The organism is Pusillimonas caeni, assembly GCF_003545815.1.
Taxonomy (GTDB): Bacteria; Pseudomonadota; Gammaproteobacteria; order Burkholderiales; family Burkholderiaceae_B; genus Pusillimonas; species Pusillimonas caeni.
Window position 1 is genome coordinate 1 of record NZ_PDUW01000011.1, and the last position, 15,431, is coordinate 15,431.

General features: G+C 65.5%; 13 protein-coding genes. 5 read left to right on the top strand and 8 right to left on the bottom strand.

Annotation, left to right across the window (positions count from 1 at the left end; genetic code table 11):
• Both CSC67_RS21785 and CSC67_RS18965 read right to left on the bottom strand, forming a co-directional pair.
• Positions 1-110 (bottom strand): transposase (locus CSC67_RS21785; RefSeq protein WP_135227482.1); only part of this gene is annotated, 110 nt, incomplete at its 3' end.
• Between the two features lie 477 nt (positions 111-587).
• On the bottom strand, positions 588-1,217 hold the full coding sequence (locus CSC67_RS18965) for a LysE family translocator (protein WP_118996031.1): 630 nt from the start codon (positions 1,215-1,217) through the stop codon (positions 588-590).
• Positions 1,218-1,274: 57 nt separating this feature from the next.
• Between CSC67_RS18965 and metC the strand changes: the two genes are divergently transcribed.
• A complete protein-coding gene (metC, locus tag CSC67_RS18970; RefSeq protein ID WP_118996032.1) occupies positions 1,275-2,471 on the top strand; it encodes a cystathionine beta-lyase in 1,197 nt (398 codons plus the stop codon).
• Positions 2,472-2,520: 49 nt separating this feature from the next.
• Here the strand turns inward: metC and CSC67_RS18975 are convergent, their stop codons facing one another.
• The 4 genes from CSC67_RS18975 to CSC67_RS18990 form a co-directional block, all read right to left on the bottom strand.
• Positions 2,521-3,147 (bottom strand): thiol:disulfide interchange protein DsbA/DsbL, encoded by a 627-nt coding sequence (locus CSC67_RS18975; RefSeq protein WP_118996033.1) that lies wholly within the window; start codon positions 3,145-3,147, stop codon positions 2,521-2,523.
• Positions 3,148-3,212: 65 nt separating this feature from the next.
• Complete coding sequence (locus CSC67_RS18980; protein WP_118996034.1) at positions 3,213-3,884, bottom strand: SPOR domain-containing protein; 672 nt, start codon at positions 3,882-3,884, stop codon at positions 3,213-3,215.
• 8 nt (positions 3,885-3,892) lie between these two features.
• Positions 3,893-5,578, bottom strand: coding sequence for an arginine--tRNA ligase (gene argS / locus CSC67_RS18985; protein WP_118996035.1), 1,686 nt, complete (start codon positions 5,576-5,578; stop codon positions 3,893-3,895).
• Positions 5,579-5,853: 275 nt separating this feature from the next.
• Entirely contained in the window at positions 5,854-9,603 is a 3,750-nt protein-coding gene (locus tag CSC67_RS18990) for a DUF6531 domain-containing protein (RefSeq protein WP_118996036.1), read from the bottom strand.
• Between the two features lie 97 nt (positions 9,604-9,700).
• Between CSC67_RS18990 and CSC67_RS18995 the strand changes: the two genes are divergently transcribed.
• Positions 9,701-10,045: a DUF1840 domain-containing protein gene (locus CSC67_RS18995; RefSeq protein WP_118996037.1), complete on the top strand. Its 345-nt coding sequence runs from the start codon at positions 9,701-9,703 to the stop codon at positions 10,043-10,045.
• A 17-nt stretch (positions 10,046-10,062) separates the two neighbouring features.
• On the opposite strand, the gene leuA is transcribed toward CSC67_RS18995, so the two are convergent.
• Both leuA and CSC67_RS19005 read right to left on the bottom strand, forming a co-directional pair.
• Entirely contained in the window at positions 10,063-11,763 is a 1,701-nt protein-coding gene (gene leuA / locus CSC67_RS19000; RefSeq protein ID WP_118996038.1) for a 2-isopropylmalate synthase, read from the bottom strand.
• 409 nt (positions 11,764-12,172) lie between these two features.
• Entirely contained in the window at positions 12,173-12,751 is a 579-nt protein-coding gene (locus CSC67_RS19005; protein WP_118996039.1) for a hypothetical protein, read from the bottom strand.
• On the opposite strand from CSC67_RS19005, the gene rpoN reads away from it, so the two are divergent.
• The 3 genes from rpoN to bfr all read left to right on the top strand — a co-directional run bounded on the left by rpoN (position 12,750) and on the right by bfr (position 15,327).
• Complete coding sequence (rpoN, locus tag CSC67_RS19010) at positions 12,750-14,168, top strand: RNA polymerase factor sigma-54 (protein WP_167752968.1); 1,419 nt, start codon at positions 12,750-12,752, stop codon at positions 14,166-14,168. The two genes, CSC67_RS19005 and rpoN, sit on opposite strands and share 2 nt — an antisense overlap.
• 86 nt (positions 14,169-14,254) lie before the next feature.
• Positions 14,255-14,527 carry a (2Fe-2S)-binding protein gene (locus tag CSC67_RS19015; protein ID WP_118996041.1) on the top strand — a complete coding sequence of 91 codons (273 nt, stop codon included), beginning with the start codon at positions 14,255-14,257 and terminating at the stop codon, positions 14,525-14,527.
• Positions 14,528-14,856: 329 nt separating this feature from the next.
• Positions 14,857-15,327 carry a bacterioferritin gene (gene bfr, locus CSC67_RS19020; RefSeq protein ID WP_118996042.1) on the top strand — a complete coding sequence of 157 codons (471 nt, stop codon included), beginning with the start codon at positions 14,857-14,859 and terminating at the stop codon, positions 15,325-15,327.
• Positions 15,328-15,431: the final 104 nt, after the last annotated feature.

The window sequence follows — 15,431 nt, forward strand, 5'->3', positions numbered from 1 at the left end:
ACCCCCACCGACTCACAGACCTCAGACACGCTATAGCCTCGGTCTCTGACCATCCGTACCGCTTCGAGCTTGAAGTCCGTCGTAAACACCCGCCTTCTGTCTTGGGACATGATGATCTCCTAGTGATCCACCTATCTCAGTGTCCACCAAAATTAGACCACGACAGTCCGAGGCAGCGCCCTCCAACGCCCGGCGCAAATACTCCCCGCTCCAGCGGCTGATGTTTGGGCAAGCCATACAAGCCGAAGTTCTTTTGCTGCGATAGGGGATGTCGGCAGTCCGCGAATATCTATCGGCGTCGCCACATCCGTGTGAGCCGCAGATTCGAGATTCCGCCCTCTCCATGGTGGGCTGGGGATCCGGGGCTCTCCCCGTCCATGGCCAGCCGCCAATGCAAGCCGTCGGGGGCGAGGCTGTTTAGGCCGGGCGTTGGAGGGCGCTGCCTCGGACCGCCCGACCGCCCGGCCTAAACAGCCTCGCCCTCGGCGGCGCTCAAGAACCCAGATACGAAACTAACGCAAGAACGCTAACCCAAGAGCGGCGCTAGCAATAGTCTAGAGTCTAGAGCGACCCGGCAGCGAAAAATTTCACCGCTGCGAAAACACCAGCCGCAGCGCCAGCCCCACAAAGACAACCCCCGCGACCCGATTCAGCCACTGCTGCGCCCGCACCGACCTCTGCAGCATCTGTCCGAAGGCGCCCGAAAAGAAAGCGATGGCGCCGAACACCAGCAGCGTCGCCAGCATGAACAGCGCCCCCAGGCTCACCGTCTGCAGCGCCACCGAGCCCCGCGTGGGCGTAGTGAACTGCGGCAGGAAGGCCAGAAAGAACAGCGACACCTTCGGATTCGTCAGATTCATGATGATGCCCCGCCGATACAGCGTGCCGTAAGGCAGCCGCGGCGCCTTGCCCGCGTCCGTCGCCGCCATGGCCGGCGCCCGGAAAGCCCCCCAGGCCAGATACAGCAGATAGGCCGCCCCCGCCAGCTTCAGCACCATGAAGGCCGTCTCCGACGTGGCGAACACCGCCGCCAGGCCGACCGCCACGGCCACCGTATGGCCGATCAGCCCCGTGCACAGGCCCAGCACCACCACCATGCCCGCAGCCTTGCCCCACAGCGCCGCCTGCATCAGCACGAACAGATTGTCGGGCCCCGGAGCAAGGGCCAGCAGAATAGCGATACCGAAGAAAGAAAGGGCGATCTGGTAAGTGAGCATGGAACGGGCGGATTATGTGGTAGCTTTAGGCGTACAGAGCAAACACCTCGAAAAACCATGGCCAGCACTCCGTCGCACATCGATACCCTGTTGTTGCACTCGGGCATCGCCGAGTTTAATCCCAAAACCCAGTCCGCCCCGGTGGCGCTGCCGTCCATGCGGACCAGCACGGTGCGCTTTGCCAACATGGACGCCCTGGACAGGGCCATAGCCGAAAAGTCGCGCGGCGAGCGCGCCGCCACCTACGGAAGGGCCGGCATGGACACGCATGCGGCCCTGGAGCAGGTGTTCTGCGACCTCGAGGGCGCCCAACGGGCATTTCTGGCGCCCTCCGGCCTGTCGGGCATCACGCTGGCCTTTCTCGCCCTGCTGAATGCCGGCGACCACGTCCTGGTGGCCGATTGCGTCTACGGCCCGGTGCACTACCTGGACAAGATCGTTCTGGGCCGGCTGGGCATCGAGGTCAGCTACTGCCGCGCCACGCCCGAGGCGCTCGAGGCCCAGCTGCAGCCCAACACGCGCATGCTGTATATCGAATCGCCGGGTTCGCTGCTGTTCGAGATGCTGGACGTCCCGGCTCTGGCGGAATTCGCGCGCCGGCACGGACTGGTGCTGGTGGACGACAATACCTGGGGGGCGGGCTATGTCTACAAGCCCCTGCATCTGGGGGCCGACGTCTCCGTGGTGGCGGGCACCAAGTACATCGGCGGGCATTCCGACCTGATGCTGGGCGCGGTCATGGCCAAGGATCCGGACCTCGTCCGCCGCATCAATGAAACCCACTACGCCATGGGCTATTCGGTCAGCGCCGACGATGCCTGGCTGGCGCTGCGCGGGGTGCGCACCCTGCCGCTGCGCATGCGCCAGCATGCCGCCAATGCGCTCGAGATATGCCGCTACCTGGCCGCGCGGCCCGAAACACTGCGCCTGTTCCACCCGGCCTTTCCCGACGACCCGGGCCATGCCCTATGGAAGCGCGACTGCCAGGGTTCGAACGGCATGCTGGCCGTCGAGCTCGCGCTGGACGAGGCCCGGGCGCGCCGTTTCGTCGACAGCCTGCGGCTGTTCAGCATCGGGTATTCGTGGGGGGGCTTCGAAAGCCTGGTCCAACTGGTCGAGCCCTCGGCCCTGGCTGTTCATGGCTACTGGGCCGACGGCGAAGCGGACCGCTCGGTGGTGCGCCTGCACATCGGCCTGGAGGCCCCGCAGGACCTCATGGCCGACCTGGATCAGGCATTTCAGGCGGCCCGCTGAAGCATTTTGCCGGATTGCCCCCTTGCCGGGGGCCAGAATTCCGTCGTGCTTATTTCTTCATGCCTTCCAGCAGGCGCTGCGCTTCGTCGATAGCGCCCTGATAGCTGCCCGTCATGGAAGGCGACACCACGTACTTGCCGCCAACCGCCAGGCTGGGCGTGCCCTGGATACCGTAGGTATCGGTCAGTTCGTTGGCGCGGGCGATCTTGGTCTGGATGCCGAACGACTTGAAGACCGATTCGAACTTGGCCTTGTCGACGCCTTGCTCGGCCACCCAGTCGATGATGGCGTCCTGGGTGTAGATGCGCTTGCGTTCTTGGTGTATGGCCTTGAAGACGGCGGGATGCAAGTCGAGGCGGCCCAGGCTCTCGAGCGAATAGTACAGCTTCTGCAGGTCGACCATGCTGGCGTTGAAAGCAACCGGCACGCGCTTGAGCACCGTGTCTTCGGGCAGGGACTGGGCCCATTTTTCGACCAGGGGCTCCATGCTGGCGCAGTGCGGGCAGCTATAGGCGAAGAACTCCAGCACTTCGGTCTTGCCGGCCGTGTCGGAAGGCTGGGCGGGATCGACGACAGTGTGGGACGCCGACTGCGCCAGGGCGGCCGGGGCCATGAAAGCGGCCGCGCCTATCGTCGTTGCGGCCAGGGCGCGGGAAAAAAAAGTTTTGAGCGACATGTGTGGTTATCCTGAACGAAGGTGAGCTTTGAGACCGAAAAAAGGGCGCCAAGTTCAAGCCGGCATCAAGGGCGTACGACGGACGACTCGATCTTGGCCTCGCCCAGGCGCACGCGCGAGCGGTTCATTTCGTCTATGCCCTTGAACGGGCCGACCCGCACGCGATGGATGGTGGAACCATTGACCTGGGCCTGCTGAACCTGCACCGGCAGGCCCATCATGAGGATTTGCGCCTTGACCGCCTCGGCGTCGTTGCCGGAACGGAAAGCGCCCGCCTGCAGGTAGTAGGTGGTTTGCGTGGTGGCTGCGATGTCGGCGGCCGACGGCGCCTGCTTTTTCTCGGCCTGGGCCGGCGGCGCGGGTTTGGGCGGGGTGCCGGGCTCGGGCGTGCTCAGTGTCTCGAGCAGGGCGCCGATCTCGTCCGACATCGAGCCGCGCGCCTGGCTGGGCGGGGTGCCGGGCAGCGGCGTGGGCGGGGTCACGGTGGGCCCGTTCGCCGCGCTGCCCGCCCCCCCGCCTTGGCCGTACAGTCCTAGATTGGGGTCGGGGGCATCGCGCACGTCCGGCAGAAGGATATTGGCGGGGTCGCGGCTGGCCTTGTCGACGAAGGGCATGGGCACCTGGGTGACGAAGTACGCGACCGCCGCCGCGGCGGCGAGGCCGATGATGAGCCCGGCCAGCAGGCCGAAAAGGGTGCTGCCGCCGGATTTCGAGCCGGATGATTTGCGACGTGCCATATCAGCGATTACATCCTTTCAGGAGCCGAGACCCCCAGTAGTTGCAGCCCGCCGGCCAATACCTGCCGCGTGGCCCGGGCCAGCCGCAGCCGCGCCAGCTTGAGCGCCTCGTCGTCCACCAGCACCCGCTCGCAGTTATACCAGGTGTGGAAGTCGGAGGCGCAGTCGCGCAGCCAAAACGCCACATGATGCGGAGCGAGCTCTTGAGCCGCCTGCGCGACGACGGCGGGATACTCGGCCAGGCGCTGCAGCAGGGCGATTTCGGTGGGCGCGGTCAGGCGCGCCGAGTCGGCCTGATCGAGGCGGGCCTGCGGTTCGGGCGACTGGGCCAGCATCGAACAAATGCGTGCATGCGCATACTGAATATAGTAAACCGGGTTTTCTTCGCTTTTGGACAACGCCAGGTCGATATCGAAAACGAATTCGGAATCGGCGCGCCGCTGCACCAGAAAGAAGCGCACGGCGTCCTGCCCCACCCAATCGATGAGGTCGCGCATGGTGACGTAGCTGCCGGCGCGCTTGGAGATCTTGACCTCGGCGCCGTTGCGCATCACCTTGACCATCTTGTGCAGGATGTAGGCGGGGAATTCCTTGGGTATGCCCAGGTTCAGGCCCTGCAGGCCGGCGCGCACGCGCGCGATGGTGCCGTGGTGGTCGCTGCCCTGGATGTTGACGGCATGGTGGAAGCCCCGCTGCCACTTGGCCACGTGGTAGGCGACGTCGGGCACGAAATAGGTGTAGCCGCCTTCGGACTTGCGCATGACGCGGTCCTTGTCGTCGCCCGTGCCCAGCTCGGTCGTGCGCAGCCACAGCGCGCCGTCCTGCTCATAGGTGTGTCCCGCCCGGGTCAGGGCCTGGACGGTTTCTTCGACCCGCCCGCTGGTGTAGAGCGAGCTTTCAAGATAGAAGTTGTCGAACTTCAGGCCGAAAGCCTGCAGGTCGAGGTCTTGCTCGCGGCGCAGATAGGCGACCGCGAAGCGGCGGATGTCGTCCAGGCTGTCGAGGTTGCCGCTGGCCGTCACCGAGTCGCCGTCGGCGGCCTGCACGGTGGCCTTGGCGGCAAAGTCGCGTGCGATGTCGAGGATGTAGTCGCCCTTGTAGCCGTCGGCGGGGAACTCGGGCGCGTCCGGCGCGATGCCCTTGGCCCGGGCCTGGACGCTGATGGCCAGGTTGTCGATCTGGTTGCCCGCGTCGTTGTAATAGAACTCGCGGGTGACGTCGTAGCCCTGGGCGGCAAGGAGGCGGCACAGCGAATCGCCCAGGGCCGCCTGGCGCGCATGCCCCACGTGCAGCGGGCCGGTGGGGTTGGCCGAGACGAACTCGACCAGCATTTTTTCATTGCGGGCCGGCTGCATGCCGAAGCGGCCGCCTTCTTTCTGGATGGCGTCGAGCACCGCCTGATGGGCGGCGGCCGTCAGGCGCAGATTGATGAAGCCGGGCCCGGCCACTTCGGCCGAGGCGACGAGGTCGGCGGCGCCGGGCTGGGCCGTGAGCGCCTGCACGATCTGCTCGGCGAGTTCGCGCGGATTGCGGCGGGCCGCCTTGGCCAGCTGCATGGCGATATTGGTGGCGACGTCGCCGTGGCTGGCGACCTTGGGCCGCTCCAGCAGGATGGCGGGCGAGGCGTCCGGAACGATGGGCTCGATCGCGGAGCGAATGAGGGAGATGAGTTGCTGTTGTTGCCCAGAAAGCATAGAAGGTTCGAGATATAGGCGACTGATGAGGCATCGCCGCCTTGGGGGGCGGCTCGGCGTGTGGAGAGCGCAGGACTCCCGAGCAGTCGTCTCTACCGTTGATTTATATGATTAGGAAATGCGCACTGGCTGGAACCAGCGGCCCATTGCAATGCGCGTAAAGACTTAAATCATAGCGTGATTTTCGTGGCCGTGGCCCTTCAGCCCGTCCGGGCGGGTGCGCCGGCAATTGTCCCGATTGCGCGGCGCGCGTTGACGGCCGGGTTTTTGCATGATCATGCAGCCGACTTTTCGGGCTCCGGCGGGCCCTGCCGGGGCGCGGCATGCCATCCCAGTTCATCGTAAAGCCAGCGTGCATAGGCGTCCAGGTCGACCGTGCCGACCTCGCTCGAACCGCTGCGGCGCCAGTCCTCGTAGCGGTTTATCAAGGCTTCGGTGGCCTGGCGCTGGGCCCGGCCCAGGCGATGATGGTCGTCCTGATAGTCGTACTGCTTGCGTCCGTCGGGCCCGTCGACGCGGCGGTCGCCCTCTTGCACGCTGCGCGCCAGAGACGAGCGCGGGTCGTGCAGGACCGGGCGGCTGACCACGGCCTGCTCGGCGGCGAGCCTGGTCAGCGGCACGGACGCCGCCCGGGCCTGCCACAGCATCCAGTTCAAGGCGACGTCGGACAGATCGCCGTGCGTTTCGGCCGAAGGCTTTTGGCCCAGAGGCACGCCGCCGCCGATGTCGGCATGCGCCCCCACGAAAGGCGCTTCGACGACGTTGTCGGCCGCATCGCGCGTGGCGGCAAGCAAAGGAAACAGCCAGCGCCTTTCGTGCAGCGCCACGGCGTGGGCCACCCAGGCCCAGGCGGCTGAAATGCTGAAATCGTATTGGGTGTCGAGCGCACCGCCCAGGCCGAAGTGCCGGGCCAGCGCCGCGCCGCGCGAATAGCCGATGATGTCGATGGGAACGGTGTGGTCCGGACGCAGCGTGGCGGCATGCAAGGCGTTGAGCAGATGCTGCCACTGGGTTTCGATGGTCTGGGAGGCGGTATGGGCGGCCACGGCGTCCATATCCAGATAATAAGGATTGCCGGGCCCCGAATGGTAAAACACGGAGCCGTCCTGATAGTGCTGGCCGAAAAGCCAGACATTGCTGCGGTTCCGGGCATTCTGGCGCGTTCCGTCGAAGGCGAACAGCAGCAGGCCCATGGGGTCGATGTAGCGCCTGGGCTGCTGGTCGGCGTAGCCCAGCGCCTGGGTGCCGGGCAGCGGTCCCAGCGGGTCGGGTTCCAGATATTGGCCCCAGCGCGGATGGTAGGTGCGCAGCAGGTTGTCGTGCCAGCCTGTGACGGCGTCGGCGATCTGGCCGGGCAGCCGCAGATCGAATTCCAGGTCGCCCGCCACCCGTTGGGCCGCGCCGAAAGGCGTGACGCGGGCCAGCCAGCGTATGCGCCGCTGGGCATCGGTCACCATGCGTGGCGCGCCAAGCAGGTCTGCATGAACGGCATACAGGGCGCCCGAGGGCGCCTCGCTCGAGTAGTCGATCATGCCCACGATGGCATCGCCCGCATGGATGTAGCGGCGGGTGACCAGCCGGCCGTCCGGGCGCGACGCCGGCTTGCCGGGTTGGCGCGATTCGGCGACGAGGCGATTGTCCAGGTAGAAGTACTGCGCATACTCGTTCGGGGAGTCGGCTTCGATGCGGTGCCCGAAGGCGTTGTGCCGATAGCGCGCCAGAATATTTCCGTCGCGCCGCAGCTGCTCCAGGCGGCGCTGGGGCCCGTATTCCAAATCGAATCCATCCACTCGCAGGGGCAGGCCGCTGGCATCGCGCTCGATGTGCGGCTTGGCATCGTCGCCATTCAGCCGCAAGGCGGCTGCCGAGCCATCGGGCAGCCAGGCATGCCAGTGTTCCGAAACCGTAGCGGCATGGGCATCCGCTGAAAAGGACGAACCATGTGGGGAAGCATTTGCATCGGAGGCGGAGGGAAGAGAGGGGGCGAGTGGAGCGGGGGCGGGGAAGGTGGAAGCTGCAATGCCTTGCGTGGGCGCGGCGACCGCGATGGCCAGGCGGGACTGGCCGTCGTAGGCGTAGCGCCAGCCGCGGGCGGAGCCGGGCGCCATGGGGAAGCGGTCCGTCTCGCGGACCGGCCGGCCGTGGGCGTCGGCGGCACGGAAATGGTCCCAGTAGACTGCGCTCTCGTCATGAACGCTCAGGGCGCGGGTGTTGCCGTCCTGGAAATGCAGCGCCAGCGCCAGGCCGTTGCCATACCGGTAGCCGGCTTGGCCAGGCCAGGCGCCGATGACTTCGTGCCGGTGTCCCCCGGTGTCGAGCCACGCTATGCGCATCAGCCTGCCCCGCGGGCTCCAGTCGTAAAGCAGCGCGCCGCCCTCGGGCAGATGATGGACGGCGAGCCGGTGCCGGGCATCGTATTCGAAACGTTCAACGTATTCGGGGACAGTGGCCGCCATCCGGGCAAGGGGCCGCTGCACGCGCCGCTCGATCAGGCGCCCCTGAGCGTCGTGGCGCCGGAACTCGTTCTCTTGCGGATGCCGTATGGCCGCGAGGCGCTTGCCGTCCCAGGACAGCCGGGTGGCCCGGGCGGCGCGTTGGTTGCGCGCCGTAATCCGTGTCGGCCGCCCTTGCCCGTCGTAGTGATAGCGCCATGCGTCGCCGTTGGCGAAGCGCCGCAGGACAGGGCGGCCCCGGTCGTCGAACACGGTATTTTCGGCGCCGCTCAATGCCGTCAGCCATGCCTTGCGACGGCCCTGCGTGTCGAACTCGAAGGCCAGCCCGGGCCAGCCCGGCGCATCGGGAGCCAGGCGCCGCACAGCGCCCGAGGCGTGGCGCAGGATGCGGACATTATTGAGCCGCTGCAGGCGGCCGTGTTCGTCGTAACCGGCGGCGCTGCCCGGTGCCGCGCAGCCGGGACAGGGTGCGCCGGAGACCTCGAGCAGGCGCAGCCGCCCGGCCTGGGGGCCGAATTCAAAGCGGGTCTGGCGGCCGTCCGCGCCTTCGACCACCGTCAGGCCCGGATGGCGGGCCGATGCCGATCGCGCATAGGAGATGCGCAGCGCATAAGCGCTATGCCGGGGATGATGTTTTTCCGAAGCGACGGCGCGGCCTTCTGCATCATAAGCCCAGCTATGCATGCGCAGAGGCGGCCCTTCCGGCGGGGCCAGGGCGATGCCGGTAACGAGATGCGGCATGCCGGACTGCCGGTCCGCTTCATGCAGATAGCGCCGTTCATATCCATCGGGGCGGCGCACGGCCGTCAAGCGCAAGGGCGAGGCGCCGTCGGCCTGCGCCGAGGGTTCGTAGCGATAATCGAATCGGCCCAAAGGGGTGTCGATGGCGCTGACGTAGGCACGGCCCGCATGGCGCCGATAACGGAAGCTCAGCGTAGCGCGTGTCCGGCGGCCGTCGCTGGCGGCGACGCGGGCGATGCTTCCCTGCAGGAGCCCGGCCTCGGCGTGGCGGACGATGTCGGCGGCGCTGCCGTCCGGCGCGGCGATGCGTATCAGCCGCCCCCGAGCGTCGAAGCGCAGGCTGCGGCCGTCGGGCCAGGTCCATGTCCAATGATCCGCGCCGGCTTGCAGCAGGCCGTGGCGGTTGCGCAGGGGCCACTGGCCCGCGGAGCCGAAGTCGATGCGGCTGCCGTCGGCCTGGACGACCTGGTAGCGGCCGCCGGCGTAATACAGGCGTGTGTCGTACGAGCTGGTCCAGCCCCGGCCGAAAGCGCCATGGCGGAGATCGAGGGAGTTGTAGTGCCGCGCTATCTGCAGCAGCGGAGCCCACGGATTGGCCGGAAGGTCGGTTTCGTGCTGATGCTTGTTGCCGGTGGCCAGGTTGACCGGGTTGCCGATGCCCAGGCTCAGGTCCGGTTCGGCCGCGCCCTGGGTGGCCACGCCGCCCGCCGAGCAGGGGTGACCCAGCGCGGGCGGGGAACAGGTGCCTTGGGCAAGGGCACCGGCCGTGGGCGCCAGCAGAGCGAGGCACGCAAAATGCAGCAGGGCGATGCACGGGAAACGGGCGACCATGGGCTTGTTCCGGGGGCGAAATAAACCATGATCTTGCTGCTTGGCAGGGTCTTGATGTTAGGGTAGTGTAGAAGTCCGTCTATTGAGGAAAACCGACATGCTAGTAGTCTTTCATTCCAAGCCCGCCGCCGAAGTCCTCATGTTCGCCCAGCATGCCCTGCCCATCCTCAAGGCAGCCGGCAAGCCCTACACCGACACCCTGCCCGAGCGCGGTGTCATCACGCGCGAACAACTGGCCGACGCCATCGCCGGCATAGAAAGGGCTATTGCGGAAGGCCCCGCGCTGGACCACGTCGAAAGCGACGACGAAAACGACGACCGCGAGCATCCCATCTCGCAGCCGGTGAGCTTCCGCCAGCGCTCGTTTCCGCTGCTGGCCATGCTGCGCCTGGCGCAGCAGCACCAGGCCGACGTCACCTGGGAGCCGGCCCCCTCCTGGTAGAGAAGGCCGCGCCGGGACTATACCTCCACGGCCTGCGATTTTTGCGCGGGATGCGCCACGGCGTGGCGATTGACCGCGCTCAGAATCGCCTGGAACGAGGCCGTGACGATGTCGGCATTGATGCCCACGCCAAAGCCGGTGGGCGAGTCTCCCACGCGTACTTCGACGTAGCAGGCCGCCTTGGTCTCGGTACCGGTGCCGATGGCGTGCTCGTGGTAGTCCATGATGCGGATGTCCAGGTCGAGCGCGTTGACGAAGGCCGAAATCGCGCCGTCGCCGTGGCCGGTCAGGCGCCGGGTTTCACCCTGATGCTGCAGCTCGACCTCGATCGAGAACTGCTCGCCCGACTTGGCCTCGGGTGTGCCGGTGATGCGGTGGCGCACCAGCTTCCAGGGCGCAGCGAGCTCGAGGTATTCGCTGCTGAACAGGCTGTAGACCGCGCCGGAGGTGACTTCGGCGCCGGTTTCGTCCGATACCCGCTGGATGGCCCGGCTGAACTCGATCTGGAGGCGGCGCGGCAACGCCAGGCCGTGCTCCTGCTCGAGCAAGTAGGACACGCCGCCCTTGCCCGACTGGCTGTTGACCCGGATGACGGCGTCGTAGCTGCGGCCGAGGTCGGCCGGATCGATGGGCAGGTAGGGCACCTCCCAGGGCGTATCGGGTTTTTGCTGGGCGAAGCCCTTTTTGATGGCGTCCTGGTGCGAGCCCGAGAAGGCCGTGAAGACCAGATCCCCGGCATAGGGATGGCGCGGGTGGACGGGCAACTGGTTGCAGTATTCGACGCAGCGCCGCACTTCGTCGATGTCCGAGAAATCCAGGCCGGGGTGGATGCCCTGGGTGTACAGATTGAGGGCCAAGGTGACGAGGTCGACGTTGCCGGTGCGCTCGCCGTTGCCGAACAGGCAGCCTTCGATGCGGTCGGCGCCCGCCATGACGGCGAATTCGGCCGCCGCGACGGCGGTGCCGCGGTCGTTGTGCGGGTGCACGCTGAGCACGATGCTGTCGCGATGCTTCAGGTTGTTGTGCATCCATTCAATCTGGTCGGCATACAGATTGGGCGTGGTGGCCTCGATGGTGGCCGGCAGATTGAAGATGATCTTGGACTGCGGGGTGGGGCCCCAGGCTTCGCACACAGCGTTGCAGACTTCGAGCGCGAACTCGGGTTCGGTCGTGCTGAAGACCTCCGGGGAATATTCGTAGCGCCACGAGGTTTCGGGGTGCTGCGAGGTGTAGTGCTTGACCATCCGGGTGCCGCCCACAGCCAGTTCACGCACCTCGTCCTTGCTCATGTTGAACACGATCTTGCGGAAGGCGGGCGCGCAGGCGTTGTAGAGGTGGACGATGGCCTTGTGTGCGCCTGCCGCGGCCTCGACCGTGCGCTGGATGAGGTCTTCGCGCGACTGGGTCAGCACGATGATGGTCACGTCGTCGGGGATGCGTTTTTCGTCGACCAGCTTGCGCACGAAGTCGAAATCGGTCTGCGAGGCCGAGGGAAAACCCACCTCGATTTCCTTGAAGCCGATCTTGATCAGTTGCTCGAAGAAGCGCAGCTTGCGCTCGACGCTCATGGGTTCGATGAGGGACTGATTGCCATCGCGCAGGTCGGTACTCATCCAGATGGGGGGATGGGTGATGCGCTTGCTGGGCCATGTGCGCTCGGCGTAGTCGCGGTCGAACGCAACGAACGGGCGATATTTATCGGACGGATTGGAAAGCATAAAGCACCTATTGACGGAATTCTTTCTTGGTGTAGAGCATCGTTTGCAGCGCCGGATTCGTGATGGGCGTTTTTCAGCTCAAGGGGCCGAATGGAACAAACTGATGACGAGAAAATATCGGCGTGGCGAACAGGCTGCCGAACTGCCACACGACGCTAGGCCCGGCAACCGATCGGTAGCAGCAGCGATAGGGCCAGAGCGAGAAGGGGAGCGCGGCGAACGCCGGCTTGGGAAGGAGCCGCCACCGCGCCGGCAGCAGTGCTGCCGACGGCGATAGAAGAGGGGGTGGCGCTCGGGGATTTCATGCTTAATAGTCTAAACATTGTTACGCACGCGCGCAAGCGCAGGCGGCTTGGGCATGGTTCGGCCATATCGGGCAAGCAAGGGCGCAACGAAGCAGCGTGCGACCCTAAGCGGAGGGCGCCTCGGCGGACCGCTCTCGGGAAACGGCGGCTGCCGCGGGCTCGTCCAGCAATTGGGCCTGTTGGCGGGACAGCAGGATCTTGCCCGCCCGGCCGGAGCGCAATTCTTCGGCAGTGCGTTGCAAAACGCCAACAGTGACCGGCTGGCTGCGGTCTTGCCAGGCCCAGCGCAGGACGTCCCGAGCCGGTTCCGACAACTGCGCTACCAGGGTCCGGAAGGTGTCGGCCGTGACAATTTTGCTTTGCACCCTCTGGCGGCTGGCCTGGACGAAGCCGAACAGCAGGTAGGCAATGATGAGCGTGCAAAGCGCCACCAGCGCCCACCAGAAGAAAGGGTTGTAGCGCTGCAGGAAGGCGATGCCTTCTCCGCCCAGCACCTGCAGGCCCGAATAGTCGATTTCGTCGCCGAAGGCGACCATGCGGTTGAGCAGGTCATACCAGACGATGGCCACGACTGCGACGACCACGGTGCACAGGATTTTTTGCGTTGCGGTAAGCTTGAGCAGCGTGCTGCGCAACACGGCGGTGTCTTGCGGGGTCGCCAAAGGGCTTGAAGTCTGTTTCATGCAAATCATTTTACCTATGCAATCGCGCCAGTCGATCGAACTACGTCAGCATCAGCAGCTTGCGCTGACCCCACAGCTGCAGCAGGCCATTAGGCTGCTGCAGTATTCGGCGCAGGATCTCGAACAGGAGGTGGCACAGGCGCTGCTGGACAACCCCCTGCTCGAACGTGATGAAGAGTATGACATCGAAGGCGCCGCGGCGGAACCGGCGGCGTCGCACGATGACGACGGTTTCCGCGAGCCCGCGGAGTTTGCGTCGCGATCGCGCGACGGCGACGATGAATACGTGCGGCCGGAGGCCGCGCCCGCGCCCACGCTGCGCCAGCACCTGCTGGAGCAATTGCGGCTTACCCGGGCCGCGCCGCGCGACCGGGTCCTGGTCGAGCTGTTGATCGACGAACTCGACGACAACGGCTACCTCGTCACGCCCCTGGACGAGCTGGCCGACCTGCTGCCCGGCGAACTGGGCATCGAGCGTTGCGACTGGCAGGCGGCCTTGCGACTGTTGCAGTCCTTCGACCCGCCCGGCGTGGGCGCGGCCTCGATCAGCGACTGCCTGCTGTTGCAGCTGCAGCGCGGCGAGCGCGATGCGCCTCCCGAGGTGCTGGCCTGTGCGCGCGAGCTCGCGCGCGAGCATCTGGCGCTGCTGGCCTCGGGCAATCTGCCCGGCTTGCGCCGCAAGCTGGGGTGCAGCCTGGGCGTGCTGAGGGATGCGCGGCAATTGCTGCTGCAACTCGATCCCAAACCGGGACGCGGCTGGGCGCACGACGTCGCCGATTATGTCAGGCCCGAGGTCATCGTGCGCAAGGCTGGGGGGCGCTGGAAGGCCTTCATCAATCCCGCCGTCATGCCCGGCTTGCGGGTCAATGCCGATTACGAACGCATCATCAGGCAGTCGCGCCAGGCCAGCGGCGAGGGTCTGCAGCAGCAGCTGCAGCAGGCGCACGGCCTGATCAGGAGCATCCACCAGCGATTCGACACCATATTGAGGGTTGCGAGCGCCGTGATAGAACATCAGCAGGCCTTCTTCGAACTGGGCGAGCAGGCGCTGCGCCCGCTGGTGTTGCGCGACATCGCCCAGGAACTGCAGATGCACGAATCCACCGTATCGCGCGCCACCCGGCACAAATACGCCCAGACGCCCTGGGGCGTGTTCGAGCTCAAGTATTTCTTCACCACCGCGGTAAGCCGCGACGATGGCGAGACCACGTCATCGGCCGCGGTGCGCTCGCTGATCCAGGATCTGGTGCAGGGCGAGCCGGCGGCCAAGCCGCTGTCGGACAACCTCATCGCCTCGATGCTGGCCGAGCGCGGCGTCGTGATCGCGCGGCGCACCGTCGCCAAATACCGCGAAGCGGCGGGCATTCCGGCCGCCTCGCTCAGGCGCGCCCGGGCGCGCCTGGATAGCATGGGCTGAAGTTTTTCAGCACGTTTACAATTTTCTTGCGGCGGGGGCGGAAATAGGCGTTGATTTTTCCGATCGCCTAGATAATAATTATTCTCATGTTCATTTGTATATGTAGCGCCGTATCCGAGCGCCAGGTCATCAAGGCCGTAGCAGACGGAGCCCAAACGCTCGACGATCTCCAGGTGGACCTGGGGGTTGCGATGTGTTGCGGCCGTTGCGCGGAAACCGCCAGCGAGTATCTCCCCGGCGGGCGTTATGCCGAGCACCTGTCGGCCACCGCCATCGGTGCGGTCGTCGAAGAAGCCGCCAACGACGCCTCGGCGGGAGGCATGGTGGTTCAGGTCGTCACGCGTCGCGCCTACGCCTGATTTTACAAAGCGACACAATTTCTTCTCTTCCGTCTTTCCGCCGGATTCCGCTGCGCGAATCGGCTGCCCTTCCCTTCAAGTCATATATTGTTACCCGCCATATGGCGGGTTCGACGCGTGTCCAGGCGCATGAGACGGTCATCGTCCATGAAGTGCTAGCGACAAGCGGACTCATTCCTATTTAGCCAAACACTTGTATTCATGCGGGTTTCCAGCCGTCGGACAGGGGCTCGGCCATGCTGATAAATCGTCTGCGCCATGTTAGGCTAGCGCCATACCGATAATCATGGCGCCGCGCGAGCGGCTGCAGGGCTTTCCAGGAGAACCTCATGAAGGGCGACCCCACCGTTATCCAGCACTTGAACAAACAGCTCAAGAACGAACTCACGGCCATCAACCAGTATTTCCTGCATGCGCGCATGCTGAATCACTGGGGCCTGAACAAGCTGGGCAAGCACGAGTACGACGAATCAATCGGCGAAATGAAGCACGCCGACCGCCTGATCGAACGCATTTTCATGCTCGACGGCCTGCCCAATCTGCAGGACCTGCATAAGCTGCTCATCGGCGAAGACGTGCCCGAGATCCTGTCCTGTGACCTCAAGCTCGAGACCGCCGCGCACGGCACGGTCACTGAAGCCATCGCTTATTGCGAATCCGTACGCGACTATGTGTCGCGCGACCTGTTCCAGGACATTCTCGACGACACCGAAGAGCATATCGACTGGCTCGAAACCCAGATCGAACTCGTCGACAAGGTGGGCCTGCAGAATTACCTGCAGTCGCAAATGGACGAATAAGGCAAAACCGCCGAACAAGCGCGGGCCGTATCGAACATTGACAAAAAAGCCGGGCTCCTCAAGGGGCCCGGCTTTTTTTGCGACGTGCTCGCGCCTGAAACGCT

Excerpts from the sequence above, each read along its gene's own strand:
- CSC67_RS18990 (WP_118996036.1), bottom strand. The coding sequence starts at position 9,603 with ATGGTCGCCCGTTTCCCGTGCATCGCCCTGCTGCATTTTGCGTGCCTC.
- CSC67_RS19015 (WP_118996041.1), top strand. The coding sequence starts at position 14,255 with ATGTTCATTTGTATATGTAGCGCCGTATCCGAGCGCCAGGTCATCAAG.
- rpoN (WP_167752968.1), top strand. The coding sequence starts at position 12,750 with ATGCAAATCATTTTACCTATGCAATCGCGCCAGTCGATCGAACTACGT.
- bfr (WP_118996042.1), top strand. The coding sequence starts at position 14,857 with ATGAAGGGCGACCCCACCGTTATCCAGCACTTGAACAAACAGCTCAAG.
- metC (WP_118996032.1), top strand. The coding sequence starts at position 1,275 with ATGGCCAGCACTCCGTCGCACATCGATACCCTGTTGTTGCACTCGGGC.
- CSC67_RS18980 (WP_118996034.1), bottom strand. The coding sequence starts at position 3,884 with ATGGCACGTCGCAAATCATCCGGCTCGAAATCCGGCGGCAGCACCCTT.
- leuA (WP_118996038.1), bottom strand. The coding sequence starts at position 11,763 with ATGCTTTCCAATCCGTCCGATAAATATCGCCCGTTCGTTGCGTTCGAC.
- CSC67_RS18995 (WP_118996037.1), top strand. The coding sequence starts at position 9,701 with ATGCTAGTAGTCTTTCATTCCAAGCCCGCCGCCGAAGTCCTCATGTTC.
- CSC67_RS18975 (WP_118996033.1), bottom strand. The coding sequence starts at position 3,147 with ATGTCGCTCAAAACTTTTTTTTCCCGCGCCCTGGCCGCAACGACGATA.
- argS (WP_118996035.1), bottom strand. The coding sequence starts at position 5,578 with ATGCTTTCTGGGCAACAACAGCAACTCATCTCCCTCATTCGCTCCGCG.
- CSC67_RS19005 (WP_118996039.1), bottom strand. The coding sequence starts at position 12,751 with ATGAAACAGACTTCAAGCCCTTTGGCGACCCCGCAAGACACCGCCGTG.
- CSC67_RS18965 (WP_118996031.1), bottom strand. The coding sequence starts at position 1,217 with ATGCTCACTTACCAGATCGCCCTTTCTTTCTTCGGTATCGCTATTCTG.